22 protein-coding genes and 1 pseudogene are annotated in these 22,128 nt (G+C 63.5%); 11 read left to right on the forward strand and 12 right to left on the reverse strand.

Annotation, left to right across the window (positions count from 1 at the left end):
* Positions 1-193: pseudogene (locus VF629_RS19060) on the forward strand (c-type cytochrome); the annotation flags it as partial.
* Positions 194-327: 134 nt separating this feature from the next.
* On the opposite strand, the gene VF629_RS19065 reads toward VF629_RS19060, so the two are convergent.
* Together VF629_RS19065 and VF629_RS19070 are read right to left on the reverse strand one after the other, a co-directional pair.
* Entirely contained in the window at positions 328-828 is a 501-nt protein-coding gene (locus VF629_RS19065; RefSeq protein WP_331060095.1) for a hypothetical protein, read from the reverse strand.
* A gap of 158 nt (positions 829-986) precedes the next feature.
* The gene (locus VF629_RS19070) at positions 987-1,721 is read right to left on the reverse strand and encodes a phosphodiester glycosidase family protein (protein ID WP_331060096.1); all 735 of its coding nucleotides are present in this window, start codon (positions 1,719-1,721) and stop codon (positions 987-989) included.
* 234 nt (positions 1,722-1,955) lie between these two features.
* Between VF629_RS19070 and VF629_RS19075 the strand changes: the two genes are divergently transcribed.
* The 4 genes from VF629_RS19075 to VF629_RS19090 are packed head-to-tail and all read left to right on the forward strand — an operon-like array spanning position 1,956 to position 5,429.
* Positions 1,956-2,288, forward strand: a complete 333-nt coding sequence (locus VF629_RS19075) for a hypothetical protein (RefSeq protein ID WP_331060097.1) — start codon at positions 1,956-1,958, stop codon at positions 2,286-2,288.
* A 3-nt stretch (positions 2,289-2,291) separates the two neighbouring features.
* The gene (locus VF629_RS19080) at positions 2,292-3,497 is read left to right on the forward strand and encodes an ABC transporter permease (RefSeq protein ID WP_331060098.1); all 1,206 of its coding nucleotides are present in this window, start codon (positions 2,292-2,294) and stop codon (positions 3,495-3,497) included.
* Between the two features lie 48 nt (positions 3,498-3,545).
* Entirely contained in the window at positions 3,546-4,853 is a 1,308-nt protein-coding gene (locus VF629_RS19085) for a PP2C family protein-serine/threonine phosphatase (RefSeq protein WP_331060099.1), read from the forward strand.
* Between the two features lie 6 nt (positions 4,854-4,859).
* A complete protein-coding gene (locus VF629_RS19090) occupies positions 4,860-5,429 on the forward strand; it encodes a DinB family protein (RefSeq protein ID WP_331060100.1) in 570 nt (189 codons plus the stop codon).
* Here VF629_RS19090 and VF629_RS19095 read toward each other — a convergent pair.
* A complete protein-coding gene (locus VF629_RS19095) occupies positions 5,426-6,901 on the reverse strand; it encodes an O-antigen ligase family protein (RefSeq protein ID WP_331060101.1) in 1,476 nt (491 codons plus the stop codon). The two genes, VF629_RS19090 and VF629_RS19095, sit on opposite strands and share 4 nt — an antisense overlap.
* On the reverse strand, positions 6,898-7,980 hold the full coding sequence (locus tag VF629_RS19100; protein WP_331060102.1) for a hypothetical protein: 1,083 nt from the start codon (positions 7,978-7,980) through the stop codon (positions 6,898-6,900). The genes VF629_RS19095 and VF629_RS19100 overlap by 4 nt, the downstream gene beginning before the upstream one ends.
* Positions 7,981-8,109: 129 nt before the next feature.
* Between VF629_RS19100 and VF629_RS19105 the strand changes: the two genes are divergently transcribed.
* The 5 genes from VF629_RS19105 (at position 8,110) to VF629_RS19125 (ending at position 13,475) form a co-directional block, all read left to right on the forward strand.
* Positions 8,110-9,591: an oligosaccharide flippase family protein gene (locus tag VF629_RS19105; RefSeq protein WP_331060103.1), complete on the forward strand. Its 1,482-nt coding sequence runs from the start codon at positions 8,110-8,112 to the stop codon at positions 9,589-9,591.
* Positions 9,592-9,707: 116 nt separating this feature from the next.
* Entirely contained in the window at positions 9,708-10,892 is a 1,185-nt protein-coding gene (locus VF629_RS19110) for a glycosyltransferase family 1 protein (protein WP_331060104.1), read from the forward strand.
* Between the two features lie 257 nt (positions 10,893-11,149).
* Positions 11,150-11,695 (forward strand): hypothetical protein, encoded by a 546-nt coding sequence (locus tag VF629_RS19115; protein ID WP_331060105.1) that lies wholly within the window; start codon positions 11,150-11,152, stop codon positions 11,693-11,695.
* A 5-nt stretch (positions 11,696-11,700) separates the two neighbouring features.
* Positions 11,701-12,372 carry a polysaccharide deacetylase family protein gene (locus tag VF629_RS19120; RefSeq protein ID WP_331060106.1) on the forward strand — a complete coding sequence of 224 codons (672 nt, stop codon included), beginning with the start codon at positions 11,701-11,703 and terminating at the stop codon, positions 12,370-12,372.
* Positions 12,369-13,475 carry a glycosyltransferase gene (locus VF629_RS19125; protein WP_331060107.1) on the forward strand — a complete coding sequence of 369 codons (1,107 nt, stop codon included), beginning with the start codon at positions 12,369-12,371 and terminating at the stop codon, positions 13,473-13,475. The genes VF629_RS19120 and VF629_RS19125 overlap by 4 nt, the downstream gene beginning before the upstream one ends.
* A 101-nt stretch (positions 13,476-13,576) precedes the next feature.
* On the opposite strand, the gene VF629_RS19130 is transcribed toward VF629_RS19125, so the two are convergent.
* Together VF629_RS19130 and VF629_RS19135 are read right to left on the reverse strand one after the other, a co-directional pair.
* On the reverse strand, positions 13,577-15,064 hold the full coding sequence (locus VF629_RS19130; protein WP_331060108.1) for a POTRA domain-containing protein: 1,488 nt from the start codon (positions 15,062-15,064) through the stop codon (positions 13,577-13,579).
* The gene (locus tag VF629_RS19135) at positions 15,057-15,443 is read right to left on the reverse strand and encodes a BlaI/MecI/CopY family transcriptional regulator (protein ID WP_331060109.1); all 387 of its coding nucleotides are present in this window, start codon (positions 15,441-15,443) and stop codon (positions 15,057-15,059) included. Before VF629_RS19135 ends, VF629_RS19130 begins: the two co-directional genes overlap by 8 nt.
* Before the next feature lie 152 nt (positions 15,444-15,595).
* Between VF629_RS19135 and VF629_RS19140 the strand changes: the two genes are divergently transcribed.
* Positions 15,596-16,363 carry a TatD family hydrolase gene (locus VF629_RS19140; RefSeq protein WP_331060110.1) on the forward strand — a complete coding sequence of 256 codons (768 nt, stop codon included), beginning with the start codon at positions 15,596-15,598 and terminating at the stop codon, positions 16,361-16,363.
* Positions 16,364-16,379: 16 nt separating this feature from the next.
* On the opposite strand, the gene VF629_RS19145 is transcribed toward VF629_RS19140, so the two are convergent.
* The 6 genes from VF629_RS19145 to VF629_RS19170 all read right to left on the reverse strand — a co-directional run bounded on the left by VF629_RS19145 (position 16,380) and on the right by VF629_RS19170 (position 21,810).
* Positions 16,380-16,739, reverse strand: a complete 360-nt coding sequence (locus VF629_RS19145) for a hypothetical protein (RefSeq protein WP_331060111.1) — start codon at positions 16,737-16,739, stop codon at positions 16,380-16,382.
* A gap of 60 nt (positions 16,740-16,799) precedes the next feature.
* Entirely contained in the window at positions 16,800-16,982 is a 183-nt protein-coding gene (locus VF629_RS19150; protein ID WP_331060112.1) for a hypothetical protein, read from the reverse strand.
* The gene (locus tag VF629_RS19155; protein WP_331060113.1) at positions 16,957-17,307 is read right to left on the reverse strand and encodes a hypothetical protein; all 351 of its coding nucleotides are present in this window, start codon (positions 17,305-17,307) and stop codon (positions 16,957-16,959) included. The genes VF629_RS19150 and VF629_RS19155 overlap by 26 nt, the downstream gene beginning before the upstream one ends.
* Positions 17,308-17,453: 146 nt before the next feature.
* The gene (locus VF629_RS19160; protein ID WP_331060114.1) at positions 17,454-18,356 is read right to left on the reverse strand and encodes a HAMP domain-containing sensor histidine kinase; all 903 of its coding nucleotides are present in this window, start codon (positions 18,354-18,356) and stop codon (positions 17,454-17,456) included.
* Positions 18,357-18,606: 250 nt separating this feature from the next.
* Positions 18,607-19,287, reverse strand: coding sequence for a response regulator transcription factor (locus VF629_RS19165; protein ID WP_331060115.1), 681 nt, complete (start codon positions 19,285-19,287; stop codon positions 18,607-18,609).
* A gap of 141 nt (positions 19,288-19,428) precedes the next feature.
* Positions 19,429-21,810 carry a SulP family inorganic anion transporter gene (locus VF629_RS19170; RefSeq protein ID WP_331060116.1) on the reverse strand — a complete coding sequence of 794 codons (2,382 nt, stop codon included), beginning with the start codon at positions 21,808-21,810 and terminating at the stop codon, positions 19,429-19,431.
* Between the last annotated feature and the right edge of the window lie 318 nt (positions 21,811-22,128).

Here is a 22,128-nt window from a genome sequence, read left to right on the forward strand (position 1 = left end):
GTGGCTGCTGCCGTGGATAAAGAACTCGAGCAAGGTGGTGGCCAGCGGGGACGAGTACGCCGTGGCCATCTACAACAAGTACAACAAGCAGCAGATGCCCTCCTTCGCCCTCTCCGACCAGGAGGTCAATTCCATCCTGGCCTACATCAAGTCCGGAGAGGGGCAGGTGGCAGCCACTGTTGCCGCGCGCTGATGCTGGTAAAAATGCCGAAATCGCCAGCCAGCCATGATTTCTGCGCCGAAAACCTGTGCAGGAGTTGGCGCAGAAACCCCGCTGACGACTGCTCCGGTAAATGAGTGCGTCAGATAGAGTTCCCGCAATACCGGTTACGCCGCGGCAGCCGTCATCATGGTGAGGTAGTAGTTGGCGCAATGAACGGCCGTTAGCAGCAGCAGCTCTTTGCGGTCCAGCTGCTCAAAGGCATCCGATGCCGTGAGCTGGTAATCGAAATTCAGCCGGGTCCATTTGAAGTCGGGTTCAATGCTCAGCAGTTCGGTTTCTTCCCGATGCACGAGCACAAAGGTGCTTTTCAGCAGCCCTTTGTGCTTGAGAATGTAATACTCCTCTGCGCCACCGAAAAGGCTGCGAATCAGGATTTGCCCCTTCCAGTTCATCTTGAAATCAAGCAGCACCTGCTCCTGGTCTTTGACTTCGATGGTGGTGCCCCAGAAGCCTTTGGGGTGTACCGCGTACCGGCAATGGTCTGCTAAAATAATTTCGGCCTTGAAAGAAAACCAGCTTTCGTACTCCAGCAAGCCTATTTCGGCGCCGGCCTGTGTCAGCTTAAAATGCTTCGTGTCGAGCGATGTTGCCTGGTACTGTTTCATGAAATGACCGCGCAAAAGAGAGGAATTTGACCGGTGGCTGCTTTCCGGCGATTTACGGGCAACGACCGGCCTAAATGTAGTCCAGTGGTTGAAATTGCCCGGGCGGGCCCGCCGTTGAGGGCCTGGCCCCGAGGCCGCTGCCGTGCCACCGGTTGGCGCTATTGCGGCGGCGCGGTAACGCCGATTATCACCCCAAAGTCACCGTCGGGCTGGAGTTGGCCGGGAGCGGGTTCGTACGTTCGCGATACAAAACCGTCGAGGTAGAGGGCCTGCCGACAGCCGGCTTTTTTGAAATAATCGGCGAAGTCATAGAAGCTGATTTTCTTCCGCGACATGGCCAGCAGCACGCGGCCATCGGGCAGGATGCCCACCCCGTTACGGATTTGCACATTGGCCGAGCCGGCGCGGAAGGCGGGGTGGATGCGGCCGTCAATCACCAGCATGGGGCCCGATTGGGTGGCGTAGGTCACGCGGCCGTCGTTGCGGAATGCCGCCGTTTGGCAAACGTGGGCGCTGGTGTCGGCCGTGAGGTAGAACACGCCGTTGGGCTTCAGGTAGAAGTTGCCCGGGCCGGAGGCGGTATCCAGGGGCACCACGGTTTTCTTTGCTTCAATGTAAAGCCCCTGCGGCGCGAAGCTGGGGTCAAACATGCCCGCGTTCATGGCAAAAACGAGCTTTTGGCCGCGGGCATCCAGCCATTTTTTCAGCCCTTGCAGGCTTCCAAACCGCTGGTTGCGCTCGTCTTTCCAGTAGAGTCTGAGGGGCGTGCGGCGCAGGTCGACGCGGCAACTGACGAAATCCGAACGGCTGACAAGAGCCCGCCCGACCACGAAGAGCACCAACAGCAGCGAAACAGTTGATGCTAGTGAAGACAGGACAATACGCTTGTTCATATAATACTATTCTGTAGCGCGACCGTGCCCGGCAGGGACTTTGTAGTTCGCGTCCTCGCGTCGTTAAAGCCGTTCGGCCGTCGTTCGGGTGTCCGCCGGGGACGCGAACTACAAAGTCCCTGCCGGGCACGGTCGCGCTACTGCTCGGCTTGATACGTGCACGGACCTGAAAGTCTATTTGGAAGACAAGGAAAAAGGCCGCTGCTGTTGCCAAGAGCCGGGATACCTGTAGCCATGATGCCTCCTTTGGGCAGCCAAGCCCGCCGCCAGGCTTACATTTGCCCAACGACCTATTTGCCCCTGTTTCCCGTGACTGACCCCGAATTCGACCTGCTCGACGAGCTGTACTTCGTCACCCCGTTTCGCACGCTGCTGCAGAAAACCGGACTGCCCGCGCCCGAGCTCGAAGCGCAGCTGCGCAACTTGCTGGAGCAGGGGCTCATCCGCAGCTACTGGCCCGACGCCGACACCGAGCTGGCCTACGAAACCACCTCGTTTGGCGCCATCGCCCGCGACGCTTCCTACCTGGCCTCCAAAGAGGGCCTTTTGCAGCACAACACCCGCTAAGGAGTGGCGACGGTAGTTTCGCCGGCGGCACCGGCCGCACCCCCCAGCGCCCGCGCGGTGGCCCGGCCGCCGGGCTACTACGTGCGCCAGCGCCTGTGGCAAAACCGCCCCGCCGTGGCCGGCCTGGCCTTCATTGCCCTGTGCACGCTGGTGGCCCTGCTCGGCTACTGGGTTCTGCCCGACAACTCGCCCAACGCCAACCACGGCTTCGTGCAGATTCAGAAGGAGCGGCCCGGGCTGCGCGTGCTGCTGCTGCGCCAGCCCCTGCCCGACTCGGCCCGCGACAACCAGGCCGCCGACAACCTGTTTGCCACCTGGCTGCACGGCCGCGAGCCCGACGTGCAGGAAACCCCCATCGGCGGCTACGAATTTTCGGGCGACTCCATCATTCTGAAGCCCCTGGGCGAACACTCGGCCGAGGCCGGCCGGCTGCGGCGCCTGGCGCTGGCCGACGTGGTGGGCCGGGCCGGTCCTCGGGCCGAATTGCAGCAAGAAGTCCAAGCAAGCCATTTAATCAAGCGCAACTACGTGCTGGGCACCGACAAAGCCGGCCGCGACGAGCTAAGCCGGCTGCTGCTGGGCACGCGCATTTCCCTGGGCATTGGGCTGGTGGCGGTGCTTATTTCGCTGGTGCTGGGCATGGCCATCGGGGCCGTGGCCGGCTTTTTTGGCGGGTGGGTCGACTCGCTGCTGCTCGGGCTGATGACCGTGGTGTGGAGCATCCCGGGCATCATGCTGGTCATTGCCATTTCGCTGGCCCTCGACAGCAAAGGCGTGTGGGTCAGCTTCGTGGCCGTGGGCCTCACCATGTGGGTCGACGTGGCCCGCGTGGTGCGCGGCCAAATGCTCAGCCTGCGCTCGGCCACGTTTGTGGAAGCCGGGCGAGTGCTGGGGCTGCCCACGTGGCGGCTCATTGCCCAGCATTTGCTGCCCAACATGCGCGGGCCGCTCATTGTGCTGGCCACCAGCAATTTTGCGTCGGCCATTTTGCTGGAAGCGGGCCTCAGCTTTTTGGGGTTGGGCGTGCAGCCGCCGGCGCCCAGCTGGGGCCTGATGGTGAAAGAAGGCTACGACCTGCTGGGCACCGAGGCCGGCCTGTGGCTCACGCTGTTGCCGGGCGCAGCCATTTCGCTGCTGGTGCTGAGCTTTAACCTCCTCGGCAACGGCTTGCGCGACGCCTACGACCCGAAAACGCCCGTTGCCGCTTAAATTTGTAGCCCCGCGCGCGTTTTCGCGCGCGTTGCTTACCTTGCTCTCATGCTCTCCGCCGTTCCCCATTCTTCTGCTGAGCTCTCGGGCTCCTCTGCTGAGAACCTGGCTGCGCTGCACGCCGACCAGCTAAAGCAGCTGCGCCGGCAGCTGCTGCTCAAGCAGTTCGAGCTGGATACGGTTCTGGGCGTGGCCCACGACATGACGGCCCGCGACCACACCGTGGAGGAGCTGTACCACATGCTGCGCCTCACCTTGCAGGGCCAGCGCAACGTGGTGCAGCTGCTGCTTTTTGCCCGCGAAGGCGAAGAGTTTCGGGTGCGGTTGGCGCTGGGCTGCGAGATGGCCGAAGCCGAAAAATTAACCCTTACGCCTTACCTCACCGAGGGCAATGCCACCCAGCCCCAAGCCGTTGAGGACCTGCACCTGAGCGAGGCCTGGGACCGGTACGAGTTGCTCATTCCCATCCTGCGCCAGCAGCAGGTAGCGGCCTACATTTTCGTGGGCGGCCTGCGCTCCGACTTCGACCGGCAGCAGCTCATTCCCTTCCTCAGCTCCCTGGCCAATACCCTGATAGGGGCCGTGGAAAACCGCCGCCTGCAAGCCCAGCGCGTGGCCGACGCGGCGGTGCGCAAGGAAATTGAAATTGCCCAGGAAGTGCAGGCCATGCTCTTCCCGCGCAAGCTGCCCAACGACTGCCACCTGGCCATCGAGCGCAGCTACGTGCCCCACACCGAAATCGGCGGCGACTACTACGACGTGGTCGAAATCGACGCCGACCGCCTGCTGCTGTGCGTGGCCGACGTGAGCGGCAAGGGCGTGCCCGCCTCGCTGTTGATGTCCAACTTCCAGGCCGGGCTGCGCACGCTGCTGCGCCAGGGCGTGGAGCTGGCCACCATCGTGCCCGAGCTCAACCACTTGCTATTTCGCAACTCGGGCGGCGAGAAGTTCATCACCGCCTTTCTGGGCATTTACGACCGCCGCACGCGCTGCCTGCACTACGTGAACGCCGGCCACAACGACCCGCTCCTCATCGCCGACGACGGCGCCGTGCAAACCCTGAAGCACGGCACCGTGATGCTGGGCATCATGGAAGAGCTGCCGCTGCTGCACGTGGGCGAAGTCCAGATTGCGCCGCATTCGCTGCTGCTGCTCTACACCGACGGCCTCACCGAAGTATTTGATGCCCAGAATAATGAGTTCGGTGAAGCTGGCGTGCTGGAGGTGCTGCACCGCAACCGCTACCTGCCCCTTCCCAAGCTGCACCAGGAATTGCTCAGCAGCATCAACGACTTCAGTGCCCACGACGCGCAGTTTGCCGACGACGTGACCATTCTGAGCTGCCGGTTTAAGTAGGCAGTCATGCATCCTGCCATCCTCGTCCCAGAAATCGAGCAAACCCTCGTTTCGGCTTTCGACCAGCTGGCCGATTGGTTTGCTGCGCCGGCGCCTTTGCGCGCCCACCGGCCAAGCAGTGGCGGCTGGAGCATCGACGAGATACTTGAGCACGTCGCCCTTACCAACCATTTCCTGCTCATCCTCATCGAGAAAGGCGCGGCCAAAGCCCTCAAAAACGCCCACAACCTGGATTTAGCGACCGAGTTAGCTGCCCAGCAGTTTGACCGGACCAAGCTTGAGCAAATCGGTCAGCACCGCTCGTTTCCTTGGGTACGCCCCGAACACATGGAGCCCACGGGGGCAAAAACCAGTGCGGAAGTCGCCGCCACGCTTCGGGAGCAGTTGCAGCAATGCCGGCAGGTGCTGCGCCGCCTGCCCAATGGCGAAGGCGTGTTGTACCGCACCACCATGTCGGTAAACGCGCTTGGCAAAATCGACGTGTATGAATTCGTGTACTTTCTCGCGAAGCATGCCGAGCGCCACCTGACGCAAATAGAGAAAGCAGCTGCTGAATACCAGAACGGTAGTCGCTAAGCGGCTTGTTGTTCCGCTTCCACAAGCCAAGTTTTGGCCCGTACCAATAAAGCCAGGCACACGAAAAACACCGGGCCAATCTTGTCCACTTCCACCAACTCATTCAATGTGAGGTGGAACACGATGATGACCAGCGACAGCGCCGCTGCCAGCACCACGCGCCGGACCTCGGGGTAGCGGCGGGAGCGGTGGTACAGGCGTTCGGATTGAAGCAGCGCCGTGGTGATGAGGATGACGAACAGCAGGAACCCCGGAATGCCCTGCTCGGCCAATTGCAGCAGGAAGTAGTTGTGCGTCGTCGATTTCTCGGGGTTGTCGCTGACGTAGGTGCGGAAGCTTTTCAGCGTGTAGCGCTTGTATTCGGGGTAGAACGTGGCCGGTCCGCTGCCCACCAGGGGCTTTTCGGCTATCATGCGGGCCGCCGCTATCCAGCGGTACACCCGCTCCATGCCCGACACGTCCTGCAGCTTGTAGGTGGCCTCCAGGTGTTTTTCGAAGTTCTGGCCGTTGAAAACGGTGCGCTCGTAGTTCGGCGCGTATTCCATGAAATTATCGTTGCTCGCAAAATAGCTCACCGTGTAAATGGTGCTGGCCGCCGTAGCCAGGAGCACCACGCGGGTCAGGCGCAGGCGCATGACCACGTAAAACAGCCCGGCGAGGGGAAGCGAGAGGATGGACGCCCGCGTGTAGGAAGTGAGCAGCCCGAACAGTAAAATGGCCAGCCCAACCCGCCAGGCCAGGCGAACGCCCGCCTTCTGGGTTGCCTGCGCCGCCAGCCAGCCAAACGGAATCAGCAGCGCCAGCATGGTGGCGTAGATGACGTGGTTGCGGAAGAAGGGGTGCAGGGCCCAGTTGATGTGCTCGAAGGAGAAGCCCTTGGTGGCGTGGCGCACGGCCACGTAAAACACGCTCAAGCAGGCGCCTGCCGCATACAGTGCCGCAAAGCGCCAGGCGTGCTCGGGCCGCCGCACAATGAGCAGCGTGCCCAGCAAAAACGGCGTGATGTACCAGAATTTGGCCAGCAGGTATTTCACCGACTTCAGCAGGTCGACCGAAAAAGTGGCATCTACGGCCGTCCACAGCAGCATGAGGCCGAGCACCACCACCAGCGGGTGCAGCCACTCGCGCCGCGGCAAGCGGCCGGTGCCCAGCAGCAGCGCCCCGCCCACGCAGGCCGTGAGCGCCAGCATCAGCGGCTCGGAGGGTACGTCCATGCTCAGCCCGCCAAACAGGCCAATTTCCTCCGTGAAGGGAAGCAGGAAAAACAGCAGGTAGTAGAGCCAGCGCCATTCCACCACGGCCACCAGCAGGCCCACCGCCAGCAAGCCCGGCAGCAGCAAGGCCGGCTGCTTGGCCAGCGCCGCCGCCGCACCTCCCGCCACCAGCACGCCCACAAACCCCATGAAGAGGAGTTGGGCGCTGTCGAAGGAGTGACGCAGCCGGTGCCAGAGGTGGATTACGGACGGGTTCACGCGGCCTGCATGGCGCGGGGCCGGTTGTAGCGGTACAATTCCAGCAGCGTGATAACCACCACCGACAGGGCAAACGTCAGCAGCACCGAACCCAGCACCAGCAGCGTGCGCACCGGCTTGGTTTTGCGCGTAGCCGGGTAGGCTTTCTGCACCAGATAGATGCTCGAAATGCGCCCTTTGATGCTGAGTTCCGCGGTTTCGTAGGCCGCGCGGGCCGCGATGAGGCGGCCTTGCAAGTCGGCCACGCGGGTCGTGAACATGCTCAGCGAGTCGGTGCCGCGCACGTAGTCTTCTAGGTTGATGAGGTTGCCGCCGTCGGCCTTGGTCAGGCCGCGGAGGCTGCGCCGCAGGCCGGCCACATCGCCGCCGCTGGCCTCAGCTTTGCGCAGGGCGGCCTCGGTTTCGATGAGCTGTTTCACCATGTAGCGGCCTTGCATTTCGAGGCCAAAAATGCCGTAGCGGTTGCGGGCCCCCACCAACTCCTGCCGGCTGCGCTCGAAACTGGTGCTCAGGTACTCGTAGCGCTGGCGGTACAAGTCGAGCACGGTGCGGCGGTTTTCCAGGGTCAGCTGCTGGTTCACCGAGTCGATGACGTGCACCATGGCGTTGGCCACGGCGGCGGCCAGGTTCTTGTCCTCGTCCAGGAAGGAAAGCTCGATGGCGTCGCGCTCGTTGTGCACAATGCCCAGGTTGCCGCTGAACTCGCTCAGCACGAAATTGTCGGTGGCGTCGTCGCCCGGCTTGCCCGCCTTGTAGTGTTTGTAGAGGTCAAACTTGCGGATAATCAGCTCGGCCACGGGCTGCGACTCGCCAATGGTAATGGCGCGGTCCAGGTCTTCGGCCCGGCCGCCCAACTCTAGCTTGTTGTTGTTCTGGGGGTTGATGTCCAGCAGCCGGTCGGGGTCGGCCGTTTGGGGGTTGGTGGGAATGAAAATGGCGGTCGACCGGTATACGTTGGGCAGCAGCAGCGCCACCACGATGCTCACAACGGCGGCCAGCGCCACCGCCCCGGCCACGAAGTATTTCCAGCGGTTGATAATGGGCCCCAGGCCCACCAGCGAGAAAGAAGGTGCAGACATACAGAGAAGAAGGCCACCCGTTCTGCCTGCTAAAATGTGGGGTGGGAGGCGGGCAGGTGGCAAGCAAAGATAGCCGGAAAATGGGCCGGCGCGGCCTCTTGTGTGGTTGCCCCGGCACGGTGCGTAGCTTTGCCGTTCCGGCGCCGGGCGCCGGTTTATGGTTCTGCTTTTAGCTCCCTCGTCGGCATCAAACGGTTTTTTGGCAATATCAGCTTCGTCGTCCTGCTCAACCTGCTGGTAAAACCCGGCTGGGTGGTGGTTGAAAACCTGGTGCAGGACCGGCTCGGGCACGCCACCTTTGGCCTCATCACGGCGCTGTCGGCCCTCACGCTGGTGGTGGCTTCCCTTGCCGACCTCGGCCTCACGCCCTACTCGGTGCAGCGCGTGGCCGCCGAGCCGAGCTTCTTGGCCGAAACGTTTCCCACGCTGCTGCCGCTGCGGGGCCTGCTCAATTTTGTGGCGCTGCCCGCCATGCTGGCCGTAGGCTGGGCGGTGGGCTACCGCGGCTCCGAGCTGCTGCTGCTCCTGGCCGTGGGCGGGGCCCTGCTGCTGACGCAGTACGGGCAGTTTTTACGCGGGACCCTGCAAGCCCACCAGAAGTTTAATGCCGACGCGGTGCTCTCCGTGGTCGAGAAATTTCTGCTGCTCGGAGCCGTGGTGGTGCTTCTGCCGATAGGCCTCACCCTGCCCAATTACGTGGGCGCCCGGCTGGGCGCGGCGGCTTTTACCACCGTCATCCTCTACGGCCTGATGACGCGTCTGTTTGGGCGGGTGAAGTACCGCTGGCAGGGCCCGGTGGCGCGCAACGCGCTGCGCGCCAGCCTGCCATTTGCCTTCATGACCCTGCTCTACGGCGTGAACGAGCGCATCGACATGGTCATGCTCGAACGCCTGGCCTCGCCCACCGAAGCGGGGTATTATTCCGGCGCCTACCGCTGGGTCGACGCAGTGATGATGTACGCTTGGACGGTGCTGCCGTTGTTTTTCGCCAAGTTCGCCAGCGTGCCGCGCGACGCGGTCGCCCAGCGCGAACTGCTCCGGTTCGGGCAACGGATAGTCACGCTGCCCATGCTGTTCATCGTGGCCTTCGTGCTGTTTCGGGGCGAGGTGCTGTTCTGGCAGTTCAGCCACAGCACGCCCACCGAAGTAGCGCGCATGACCGTGTGCGTGAAGATTCTGTTTGTCAACGTACTGGTGCACGCTTTTTTCGCCATCTACAGCACCTTGCTCACCAGCACCACCCACGAGCGGGCCGTGAGCTGGCTGGTGGCCGGCAGCATTGCCCTCAACGTGGGGCTGAACCTGATTTTTCTGCCGCGCTTCGGGGCCGTGGCGGCGTCGCTCGACACGCTGCTCTGCGCCGTGGCGGTGTCGGTGGGCTACCTGGTGCTGGTGGCGCGGCGCACCGGCGTGGGGGTGCCGGGGCGGCTGCTGGCCCGCCTGCTGCTGGCTTTTGGGCTGCTGTGCGGCACGTGGTTTATGCTGCAATTCAGCCTCTACCTCGCGTGGTGGCTGGAAGCCGGCCTGATGGCCGTGGTGTTTGGCCTGATTGTGCTCGGCACGGGCTTGGTGCAGCAGAAAGAAATTTTGAGCTTAACGGGCAGGAAGTGAGTCGTACCGGAACGTCATGTCGAGCGCAGCCGAGACATCTCGCGTGATTGACTAATTAGTTTTCCGAGCGAGATGTCTCGGCTGCGCTCGACATGACTGACGTTCTATTTTCGTTTATGCCCCCACCTGCACCACTCCACGTCGCCGTCAACACCCGTTTCCTGCTGCCGGGCGCTCATTTGGAGGGCATTGGTCGCTTCAGCTACGAAACGCTGAGCCGGCTGGTGGCGCAGCACCCGGAAGTGACGTTCCACTTTTTATTCGACCGCGCCTACGACGGGCGTTACCTGTTCGGGGCCAACGTGGTGCCGCACGTGCTGCTGCCGCCGGCGCGGCACCCGTTCCTGTTCGTGGCGTGGTTCGAGGGGGCGGTGGCGTGGTGGCTGGCCCGGCATCGGCCCGCGGCTTTCCTGAGCATGGATGGGTTTACCACCCTGGCCACGGCGGTGCCGCGCGTGACGGTATTTCATGACCTCGCTTTTGAGCATTTTCCGCTCGATGTGGAGCTGCTGCGGCGCAAGTATTACCATTTTTTTATGCCGCGCTTCGCCCGGGCGTCCGCCCGCGTGGTGGCCGTGTCGGAAGCCACCAAGGCCGACATCGTGCAGACCTATGGCCTTGCCCCGGACAAAATCAGCGTGGCCTACAACGCCCCTGCGGAGATATTTCGGCTCCAGCCCGAAGATGTCCAGCAGGAAACGCGGCGGCGGTTCAGCCAGGACAATCCGTATTTTCTATTCGTGGGGGCCCTGCAGCCGCGCAAAAACCTGGGTAATCTGCTGCGCGCTTTCGACGCGTTCAAGGTTGCGGAAGGGCCCGCCGTGGCCGCCGCCCAGCTGCTCATCGTGGGCCGCAAGGCCTGGAAAGCCGGCCCCATTCTGGACGCCTACCAGCAGATGCAGCACCAAGCGGCGGTGCACTTCACCGGCCGCGTGACCGACGACGAGCTGGCGACCCTGTATGCCGCGGCCCTGGCTACAGTGTATGTACCTTACTTCGAAGGCTTTGGTATTCCCATCGTGGAAGCCCAGGCCAGCGGCTGCCCGGTGCTCACGTCCGGCGTAAGCTCGATGCCGGAAGTGGCGGGCCCGGACGGAGCGCTGCTCGTGGACCCGCATGACGCCGCAAGCATCGCGGCGGGGCTGGCGCGGCTGTGGAACGACGAAGCCCTACGCCGCCAACTAGTCGAGCAAGGCCGGGCCAACCTGAGCCGCTTCTCCTGGGCCCGCAGCGCCGAGGTTTTGTGGGAGGCACTGCGGAAGGCAATGAGGAATGAGGATGCTTCGCTCAATGAAGAATGAGGAATGAAGAAGGAGGAATGGCGGCTGGCGCGCGTCTGCGACGCGTAACGACTGGGTTCGAGCCTCTGGCTCGCCGCGTGAACGAGGCCCGAACGGCGCGACCGGGGGCGTTGCAAACGCCGGCCCAATCAGCACGCGTCGCAGCCGCGCGCCAGCCGCCATTCCTCCTTCTTCATTCCTCGTTCTTCATTGAGCGAAGCATCCTCATTCCTCATTGTTAATTAAGCGCAGCGCCGCCGTTACTTTTGCCAGACCCTATGGCACGCTCGCACCCCTACAATTTCGCCCACGTATTGCTGCCGCAGCTGGCCTGGCGCCGCCCGGGCTCGGTGCGCCGCGAACTGAGCGACCCGTACCTGGCGCGCGAGCTGCTGCTGTACGTGTGGGAAAAAGCCGCCGAAAACCTGCCCGCGAAGGAGAAAGTGCCGCCCGCCGGCCTGCGCCTGAGCTGGCACGAAGTGGCCGGCCGGGCCGCCGCGCTGCTGCATTTGCCGCCGCCCCAGGCCACCATGGAGGCTCATTTTTCGGCCCTGGTGTACGAAGAAACCGACGAGCCCGCCGCGACCGAAGCCGAGGAAATCCGGCCCCGCTACTTCACGCTGGAAGCTACGTTGGGCCTGAGCGGCCCGGCCGGTACCCCCACCGTGGTGGGCGAATGGGCCGGCGAAGTGCACCGCCACCTGCTGCCCGGCCCGGCCGGCGGCCAGCCCAGCACCCTCGAAGGCTTTCTGAAGGCCTTGGCCGCAGTCTTGGGCCCCTTGCCCGACACCCACGCGCCGGTAATGCGCGTGGTGCGCTCCTAAAGACGATGAGGGCCCGGTTCGACGCCGCTTTGCTCACGCGCCCGCCGCGGCTGCTGCACTCCCTGCTTCCCGGCTGCGAGTGGACGGGCCCCGCCGCCACGCCCACCGGCACGCCCGTGGTCTACCTCACCTTCGACGACGGCCCCATCCCCGAAGAAACCCCCTGGGTACTGGAGCAATTGGCTAGTTTCGATGCCAAGGCCACCTTCTTCTGCGTGGGCGACAACCTGGTGCGCCACCCCGACATCGCCCGGGCAACCCTCGCGGCCGGGCACCGCTTGGGCAACCACACCCAGCACCACCGCAGCGCCTGGGCCAGCCCCAGGGCTACGTACCTCGAGGATGTGGCCGCTTGTGAGGCCCAGCTGCGGCAGGTAGGAGTAGGGGAGGCGGGTGCCAACCAGTTGCTTTTTCGGCCGCCCCACGGGCGCCTGACGTGGCCCTTGCTGCGCGCCCTGCGCCCGCAGTACCGCGTGGCCATGTGGTCGGTGCTCACGCGCGACTACGACCCGGACCTCAGCCCCGAGCTTTGCTTGCGGTTTGCCTTGGATGCCATTCGGGGGGGCGACATTGTTGTTTTCCATGACAGCCTAAAGGCCAGCCCGCGGCTGCGGTTCGTGTTGCCGCGCGTGCTGGCGCATTTGGCGGAGCAGGGCTTTCAATTTTCCACGCTATGAGTGCCGGCTTGTGGCTGTTTTTGGGGCTGTGGCTGCTGGGCATGGCCTACGCTACCTGGTGCTTCGTCACCCGGCGGGGGGCCATTCCGCCGGGCCCGCTGCCCGCGTCGCTGCCCCGCGTGAGCGTGCTCATTGCGGCGCGCGACGAAGAAATGGCGCTTCCGCGTTGCCTGGCCAGCCTGCGCGCCCTGCACTACCCCCCCGAACTGCTGGAAATACTGGTGGGCGACGACGCCAGCACCGACCGCACGGCCGCCGTCGCCGCCGCCGCCATGCAGGGCTTTGCGGGCCAGTTTCGGGTAGTTCCCATCACGGAGAATCTGGGGGCCGCGCGGGGCAAGGCCAACGTGCTGGCCCATTTGGCACGGCAGGCCACCACCGACTTTTTCTTCATCACCGACGCCGACATCAGCCTTCCGCCCACCTGGATAACGGGCCTGCTGGCCCATGCCGCCCCTGGCGTGGGCACAGTCACGGGCATTACGGCGGTGCAGGGGCCCGCGGTGTTTCATCAGCTGCAGGGCATCGACTGGCTGCTCTCGCTAGCCATGGTGCAGGTGGTGAGCGACTTGGGCCGCCCCGTGACGGCCATGGGCAACAACATGCTCGTAACGCGAGCCGCCTACGAGGCCACCGGCGGTTACGAGGCCCTGCCGTTTTCCGTGACCGAAGATTTTGCCCTGTTCCAGGCCGTTTTGGCCCGCGGCTACAGCTTTCGGCAAGTATTTAACACCGCTGTTCAGGCCGACTCATTGCCCATCCCGACGTGGGCGGCCCTGATGAAGCAGCGTCGCCGCTGGCTGCGCGGCGTGGAGTCGCTGCCGCTGCGCCTGCGTTTGGAGTTGCTGTTTTTCAGCAGCTTTTGGCCGGCTCTGCTGGCCCTGGCGTGGGTAGCGGGGCCCGGCGCGGCGCTGGCGGTGTGGGCCGGCAAAGTGCTGGTGCAAGGCGCCCTGGCCGAAGCCGCGCACCGACGCGCCGGGCTGCGCCTGCGCTGGCTGTTGCTGCCGCTGTTCGAGCTCTACACCATCGGGATGACCGTGGCCTTGGTCGGTTTCCGGCTGTTTGGCGGGGGAGTGGTGTGGAAGGGGCGGCGCTACGCTTGAAGTGCCGTGCCTGATTGCCACACAAAACTCGCCCGGCTCACCCGGCCTGAAGTAAGCGGGCGAGCCGGGCGAGCGGCGGGTAGAAATGGGGGCAGTTTGGATTACGGCTTGACTTTTTCTACCAGTGCCAACTCGATATCCACCAGGTCCGTCGGCATGTTGGGGCGCATGATGGGCTTGGGAGTAATGAGGATGTTGGCGGGGTCGAATTCGCCCTGTTGGGCTAGCAGGCGCTGTGATTCCATCAGCTGAGCCCGACTGAAGACATCGCCGGAGCGCAGGGGCAGAAGCTTGAGCAAGGCGCTGGACGACGTTTTCTTATTGCCCAGGATGGAAATGGTGCCCACTTGCGCTTTGCGTCCTTCGTTGATGGCAAACGCCAGGTCGGTGGTGCCGTCGGCCTGCCGGGTAGCGCTGGGCGTTACCGAGAAGAATAAATAGCCGTTGTTCATGTACCGCGAGGCAACGTCGCGCCCATCGGGGGCATAGTTCAGCCGCTGGGCCACGGCCGCCGAATCATAAGCGTCGCCGGATTTGAGCCCCAATACTTCGTTGAGTTCCGCCGTCGATAAGTAGGTGTTGCCCTGCCAGCTGACGCGGCCAATCCGACCCGCGGGGGCAGTGGAGCTGCTTGGGGCTGTGGTTGCTGCAGCAACGGTGGATTCCTCCGGTTCTGACGAACCGGCGCAGGCCGTCGCCAGCCAGGCAAAAGCGAACACGGGCAAAACGAGGAGAAAGCGAAGCTTTTGCATGGGCGTGGAGGTTGGTTGAGTGAGCATTCGGATGCGCATAAAAATCTGCTTGTTGGAAAAAGCATGAACCAAGGCAAATGCCGGCTGCTGCGCCGCCAGCTTTATCAGCAGCTCGCCGTAGGCAGCGGGGCTGCTTTGGGTGCGGGCCACGGCTTCATCGGCCAAGAATTCGTGCACGGCTTTGAGCTGCCGGCCGAAGTAGGGCACCAGGCCGTTGCACCAGAACAGCACGCCCAGCGCCTCCACAAAAAGCAGGTCCAGCGTGTGGCGCTGGCGCACGTGCACCTGCTCGTGCAGCAGCAGTTGCTGGCGCTCGGCAGCGCTCAAGGCCTCGTGGCGAGGCGATAGAAACACGCGCCGCCCGAAAGAAAACGCGGGCAGCCCCGGCTCCGGCAAATGCACCACGGCAAAGCGACCGTACTCGGTTTGGGGGTTGGTTCGGGCCAAGGCGATTAGCCGGCGAAGGTTGCGGGCCAGGGCAAATGCCTTGTAGAGTGCCCCCAGCGCGTACACGGCGGCCAGGCCCAGCACGAGCAGCGCGGCCACGTCGGGGCCCGCCGTTGCGGTGCGGTGGCCGCCAGCAGCGAGGCCCCCTTGCCAGTTGAGCTGGAACGGCAGCGCTGGCCCCGCCGGTCCCACGGCGCCGGTGGCCAGAAAATCGGCCAGGCCGGGAAAGTCCACGAAAGGCAGGGCCGCGCTCGCCGCCAGCGCCCCCAGCAGGTACGCCCGGTTCCAGGCGAAGTAGGTGAGGCCGGCCAGCAACAGGCGGTAAGTCAAGGCAAACACCGCCAGGCAGAAGCTGGCCTCGGCGAGGTACAGGAGCAAAGCGCTAAGCATCGGCGTCGGGCTTGGAAGTGGTTGCCGAATCGTGGAGCAGGTCCAGCAGCTGTTGCTTCTCGCGTTGGCTCAGGGTTTCTTCCACCATGAAGGACACCAGGGCCGTGGGCGAATTGTCGAAATACTGCGTGAGCATGCGCTTGAGGCTGGCCGCCCGGTACTCCGTTTTGCTGATGAGCGGGAAGTACTCGTAGGTCTTGCCATAGGCCTTGAACCCCACGTAGCCCTTGCGCTCCAGGATGCGCACCACCGAAGACACGGTGTTGTAGGGGGGCTTGGGCTCGTCGGGCAACTGCTCGATGACGTCTTTTACGAAAGCCTTCTTTAGCTTCCACAGCGCCTGCATGATGCGCTCCTCAGTCTTGGTCAATTCTTCCATGTACCAAATGTATAACTGATAAATCAGTTTCAAAACTTATTCATCAGTTTTGAAACGTATAAATGCGTTATGCCTTGATTTTGGCCTGGGAAAGAGGTTTTGTTGCTGAAAATTGTTGTTCGACCTTCCCGGGTCCCGACCTTTGCCGCACCATGCACCTCACCGATTCGCACGCCCACCTCTACTCCGAACAGTTCAAACCCGACCGGCTCGACGCGCTGCGCCGGGCCCAGGAAGCCGGGGTGCGCACCATTGTGATGCCCAACGTCGACCATTCCACCATCGACGCCATGCTGGAGCTGGAAGCGCAGGCCCCGGAAACCTGCTTCGCGATGATGGGCCTGCACCCGTGCTCGGTCACGCGCAGCTTCGAGCAGGACCTGTACGAAGTGGAAACCTGGCTGGGGCGCCGGCCCTGGGCTGCGGTGGGCGAGGCCGGCCTCGACTTGTATTGGGACAAAACCCTGCTGGCCGAGCAGCAAGCGGCGCTCAGGATTCAGCTGCGACTGGCCAAGAAGCACCAGCTGCCCATCGTGCTGCACACCCGCGAGGCCTTTGCCGAAACCGTGGCGCTGGTGGAGGAGGCCCAAGACGGCACCTTGCGCGGAGTGTTCCACTGCTTCTCGGGCACGCCCGAGGAGGCCGAGCAGGTCATCAAGCTGGGCTTTTTGCTGGGCATCGGGGGCGTGGCCACGTTCAAGAACGGCGGCGCCGACAAAGTCCTGCCCGGCATTGGCCTCGAGCACCTGCTCCTGGAAACCGACTGCCCGTACCTGGCGCCGGCGCCGCACCGCGGCAAGCGCAACGAGCCGGCTTACCTGCCGCTGGTGTTGCGCCGCGTGGCGTCGTTGCTGGGCCAGCCCGAGGCCGAAGTGGCCGCCGCCACCACCCGCAACGCCGCGGCCTTGTTCAACCTGTAGCAGGGTTGCTGCGCGGCTACGCCCTCACCACCTCCCGCTCCAGGCGGTTGAGCAAGGTTTCTATTTGGGTGGCGTAGCCGTTGATTTGGTCCAGGCCGGCGCGCGACTCCTCGATTTGACCGTGCGCGTAGCGGGTTGCCAGGCCCTGCCCGGTTTGCAGCATTTGGGCGAGCACGCGCTCAATTTCGCGCACCTCGGGGTAGGCGGCGTGCGTGAGCTTCACGGTGGTCTGCAGCCATTGCCCCAGGGGGTTGTCGCGCAGGGAGAACAGCTCCGGCTCGGCTTCGCGAACTCCGTAGAGCACCGAGCGCAGCCGCGACTTGAACAGCACCTGCTTCACGCGGGCCTGCTGAAAGTCGAAAGAGGTGAGAGGCATGCGAAGGGGAGCGGAGTAGAAAAAATAGCAGCCGGAAACAGCGGAAGCGAGCCGAAAATCTTACGCCGAAGCGTCGGCAGAACCCGGCAGGCCTTCCAGGGCTTTACGTGCCATCACCAATTCGGTGACCTCAAAGGCGAGCACCATGACGCCGGCGGGCTGGCCGCCCGCCTGGAATTGCCGGCAGATGAAATTGAAGTAGGTGCCGCGCAGCGCGCTACTGGCGTCGCGCTCCAGCTTCATGTTTCATTCGTTGCCGTAGAAAGTTTCTCCGGTCTGGTACACCTTGTCGAGTCAGGTCGTAGCGGATGACGGGCATGGCGTGGGGCGCCAGGTGGCGGCGCACGTGCTCGTGCGAAGCGGCAATGATGTCGCCCTGGTTCTGGTCGACCGACGGGTAGGCTTCGAACAAGGTGCGGCCGATGACTTCCTCCCGCGACTTCAGCGAGACGGCCACGTGGCTGTCGGTGTTGTCGGGAATGGTGGCGTCGGGCGCCATAAGGAGAAAACTGTCCGGCAGCGAGCGAAACAAGCGCTGGTAATCAACAGTCGAATCTGGGGGAGTCATGGTTGGGCGGGCAATCGTGAAACGAGAGTGAGCCGTCGAGCATGAGCGCCAGATGAAGACCGGCGTACGCGCAGACAATGCTACCGCCCGCCCGCTGCGTCCGGGCCCTGCGCCTGCCTATTTGCTCCGAACCGTAAGTTGCTGCACTATGGCCGTAAGGGCAGCGAAAGCAGTACGCAAGTGCCTGTGGGAGAAGTGGAAGCCACCGCCACTTCGCCGGAGTGCAAGTGCGCCACTCGCCGTGCCAACGCCAGGCCCAGGCCGTTGCCGGGCTCGTGGCGTGCGTTTTCTCCCCGAAAAAAAGGCTCAAAAACGTGCGGCGCATCCGCGGGTGTAATGCCCCTTCCCTGGTCGGCCACGCGGAGCTGGGCCCAAGGGCCTTCGGCGCTCAAGCGCGCTTGCACCTGCTTGTTTGCTGAAAACTTGCACCCGTTTTCGAGCAGCTGCAGGCAAGCTTGCGTCAGCAAGTCGGCGTCGCCCAGCACGGTAAGCGGGCTGTCCAGCTCTTCCAGCTCGGGGCCGAGCAGGACCTGAACCCGGTAGGTGGGCTGCTGCGCCTGCAGCGCGTGGCAGGCCTGGAAAAGCACTTCCTGCAGGTCCACTGCTTGCCGCGAAAGCTGGTAATGGTCGGCGTTGAGCTGGGCCAGCAGCTGCAAGTCGTTCGACAGCCGGTTGAGGCGCGCCATGTCTTCGCGCACCGAGTGCCAGGCCTGCTCGTGCTCGGCCACGCTGCGGGGCCGCAGCAGCAGCACGTCAACCTGCCCGTAGATGATGGCCAGCGGCGTGCGGAGCTTGTGCCAGGCCTCGGTCACAAAGCGGCGCTGCTGCTCGGACCCGGTTTGCAGCCGTTCAAGCAGTTGGTTTGCGCTACGGGCGAGGGCCGCGGCTTCGGCGGCGTGCGCTGGCACGGGCACCCTCGTGCCCAGCGCGGCGGGGCTAATGGCAGCCAGGGCCCGCGCCAGGTGGGCCACTTGCTGCCGCGCCCGGCGGCGCTGCCACCACGCGGCGGCCCCGACGAGGGCGGCGCCGGCCACAACTCCCACAAGCACCGAAATCAAGTAGTTAGTCCAGATAGGCCGTCATGCAGCGCGCCGCGAACCGAAGGTCGGCGTAGCCAAGCACCTCGCGTGCAGTAGGTAGTGGGTAATCAGCGAGTGGCGGCACGCGAGATGGTTCGCGGCGCGCTGCATGACCTTTTTGTCTCTTGTGCAGATGCGTCTTGCGTAGCCAGTTATTAAAGATGCATTGCCTCGTTAAAGACAGCGCCTGCTCTTATTCCTGAATGTCTCCCCTGCCGCCTCAGCCGGCGCGCTCTTCCAGCACGTAGCCGACGCCGTTGAGGGTGTGGATGAGCTTGGGGGAGAAGTGCTTGTCAATCTTCTTGCGGAGGTAGTTCACGTACACGTCCACCACGTTGGTGCCCGTGTCGAACGAGAGGTCCCAGACCTGGCCCACGATTTCGGCACGGGTCAGGGCCCGGCCTTGGTTGCTCATGAAGTATTCCAGGAGCGAGAGTTCGCGCACCGTGAGCTCGATGCGCTGGTCGCCGCGCTTCACAAGCTTGCTGGTGCTGTTCAGCTCTAGGTCGGCCACCTTCAGCACCCGGTCGTCGGTCACCACGGCGTAGCGGCGGTTCAGGGCCCGCAAGCGCGCCACCAGCTCTTTGAGCTCGAAGGGTTTGACGAGGTAATCGTCGGCGCCGGCTTCAAACCCCATCAGCTTGTGGTGCGTCGAGGCCAAGGCGGTGAGCATGATGATGGGCAGCCGCTCGTAGCGCGCCCGGATGAGGGCGCACAGCTCGAAACCGTTCATCTCGGGCAGGTTCACGTCGAGGATGACCGCCGAGTAGCTGGCCGTGGCCAGCAACTGCTGGGCCGAGGTGGCGTCGAGGGCTATGGTGGCTTTGATGCCGTGCTCTTCCAGTCCGTTTTTTAGAAAGGAAATAACATTCAGCTCATCTTCTACCAGTAGTATGTTCATCTTCATCCCGGGGGGCTAAGGGTGGCGTGCGGACTTGCGCACCACCGGTTAAACACTTTTCATCGGTGGGAATATTGGGAAGGAAGGACGAGGTACTGTCAGGTATAACCCGCGCCAGGGCAGCAGGTTTGGCGACAGTGCTTACGGCACGCCGATGGTGCCGTCGTTGTCGAAGGGTGGAATGGCGATGACCGAGCCGAAGCCGGGGCCGCCGCCCGCGTTCATCGAGTAGATGGAGGGCGCCTGGTGCAGCTGGCCGGGCAGCTTGCGCAGGCCGTCGGGGGCTACCTGGTAGCGGAAAATGGTGTCGTACTCTTCAAAATCCTTGCGCACGTCCACTTCCAGGTCGCGAATGATGCCGCCGTGGATGTCGTACACCCAGCCGTGCAGGTGCAGCGGCTGGCCGCGGCGGTAGGCCTGCTGCACGGTGCTGGTCTGGTGCAGGTTGTAGACCTGCTCGATGACGTTGAGCTCCACCAGGCGGCGGTAGCGCTCGGCTTCGGTTTCGAGGTTGCCGAGCTCGTGTTGGTGGCGCTGCATCACCTCGCGCACGTTGTTCAGCCAGCTGGTCACCACGCCGGCGTCGGCGTTCTGCATGGCGGTTTTTACGCCGCGGCAGCCGTAGTGCCCGCACACAATGATGTGCCGGACCTGCAGGGTTTCGATGGCGTAGTGCAGCACCGACAGCAGGTTGAGGTCGGTGCTCACCACGAGGTTGGCCACGTTGCGGTGCACGAATACTTTGCCCGGCGCGGTGCCGGTTATCTCGCTCACCGACACGTGGTTGTCGGAGCAGCCAATGAACAGGAACTTGGGGGCCTGCTCGGCCGTGGTTTCGAAGAAGCGGGGGTTGCGGCGCAGCTTTTCGGCCACCCAGTTGCGGTTGTTGTCGAAGAGCTTGTAATAGGCTTCAAAGTCGGCCTCCTTGCCGCTCACGTGGGGCTGCTGGGCCACGGTCTGGGCGTAGTCGTCGCCGCGGCGCGTAAAAATCAGCTCGATGTTGCGCTGGCGGGCCGTTTCGCGGAAGTTCTCGATGGCCGTGACCACGTCGCGGTCGATGAAAGCCGAGCTGGTGCCGTCAATTTCCACCGTGGAATCGGCCGGCACGTCTTTCAGCACCGACAGGATGCTGGCTTTGTTCAGAAACGAGACGTGCTCGCCCAGGCTAATGCGGGTGTGCTCCTGGCCCTGCACCGTGTAGCGCTGCGCGAAGTGGGCGTTGCGGTGCGTTTCGCGCAGCACGAAGAACAGGCCGGCCACGGCGCCGATGCCGATGCCAATGAGCAAGTCGGTGAGCAGAATGGCCATGATGGTGACCACGAAGGGGATGAACTCGTGCCAGCCGGCCTCGTAGGTCTCTTTGAAGATGGTGACCTTGGCCAGCTTGTAGCCCGTGATGAGCAGAATGGCTGCCAGGGCCGCCCACGGAATGAGGTTGAGCAGGCTGGGCAGCAGCACCACGCTCAGCAGCAGGAAGCTGCCGTGCATGAGGGCCGCCAGCTTGGTGCGGCCGCCGGCGTTGATGCTAACCGAGCTGCGCACGATAACCGACGTCACGGGCAGGCCGCCGAGCAGGCCGCTCACCACGTTGCCCACGCCCTGGGCCTTGAGCTCGCGGTTGGTGGGCGTTTTGCGCTGCAGCGGGTCGAGCTTGTCGGTGGCTTCTACGGACAGCAGGGCTTCCACGCTGGCTACCAGCGCAATGGCCAGGGCCGAGGTGTAGACTTTGCTGTTGGTGAGCTGCGAAAAATCGGGCAGGGTGAAGAGGCCGGCAAACTCTTCGGCGCTCTGCGGCACGGGCAGCTGCACCAAGTGCGAGCCGCTCAGGGCCCAGGCCGGGTTGAGGGCGCGCACCAGCTCGTTGAGCCCGATGCCCAGGACCACGGCTATCAGGGCCGCGGGTACTTTCGACAGCACGGGGTGCGACTTGGCAAAGGGCCGTTCCCAGGCCAGCAGCACGGTGAGGCTGGCCAGCGCAATGCCCACGGCCGTGGCGTTTACCTCGCGAATGGCGTGGTCGAGCAGGGCCACGATGTTGCCCCCGTCCCACGGGAACAGCGCCAACGATTCTACGGTGTCGCCGTCGTACCCCAGCAAGTGGGGCAATTGCTTCATAATCAGAATAATGCCGATGGCGGCCAGCATGCCTTTGATGACCGACGAGGGGAAAAAGCTGCTGATGAAGCCGGCCTTGAACACACCCAGCAGCACCTGCATCACGCCGGCCACGCAAATAGCCAACTGCACCGCCTTAAAGGAGCCCAGGGTGCTGATGCTGCTCACCACTACTAGAATCAGGCCGGCTTCGGGACCGGAGATGCTGACGGCCGAGCGGCTCAGCACGCCTATCACCAGCCCGCCGACGATGCCCGCGATGATGCCGGCAAACAGCGGCGCCCCCGAGGCCAGCGCAATGCCCAGGCACAGCGGCACGGCCACCAGGAAAGAAACCAAGCCGCCTTGCAGGTCGCTTTTGAAGTAAGAAAAATCCCACTCGCGGGGAGTGATGGGTGCAGGGTTCATAGGCTTAAGCAAAGGCATGAGGATTCCGGCGCTGCCCAAAAGCAGCGAAGTACCGGGGGACCGTGAGGTGAGGTGGGGCCGTGGCGTGTATGCCGGCCGAAGGAGGGAAGGGGGCTTCTAGCGGGGTTTCGTTAGCAAGTCAAGCTTCTAAAGCGGATAATGAGCTTTCTACGACAAAGTTATCGGGGCCGTCTAGCGGCGGAATTAAAGCCGAATTATAAGTTTATTAGAACGCCGTTAAAGAATTATTAAAAAATATTAAGAAGCTCTAATATGGGTTAAAAAGCGGTTAAAATTAAAACAAAGCCGCATTTTCAG

The sequence above is a fragment of the Hymenobacter sp. genome, assembly GCF_036388155.1.
Classification (GTDB): Bacteria; Bacteroidota; Bacteroidia; order Cytophagales; family Hymenobacteraceae; genus Hymenobacter.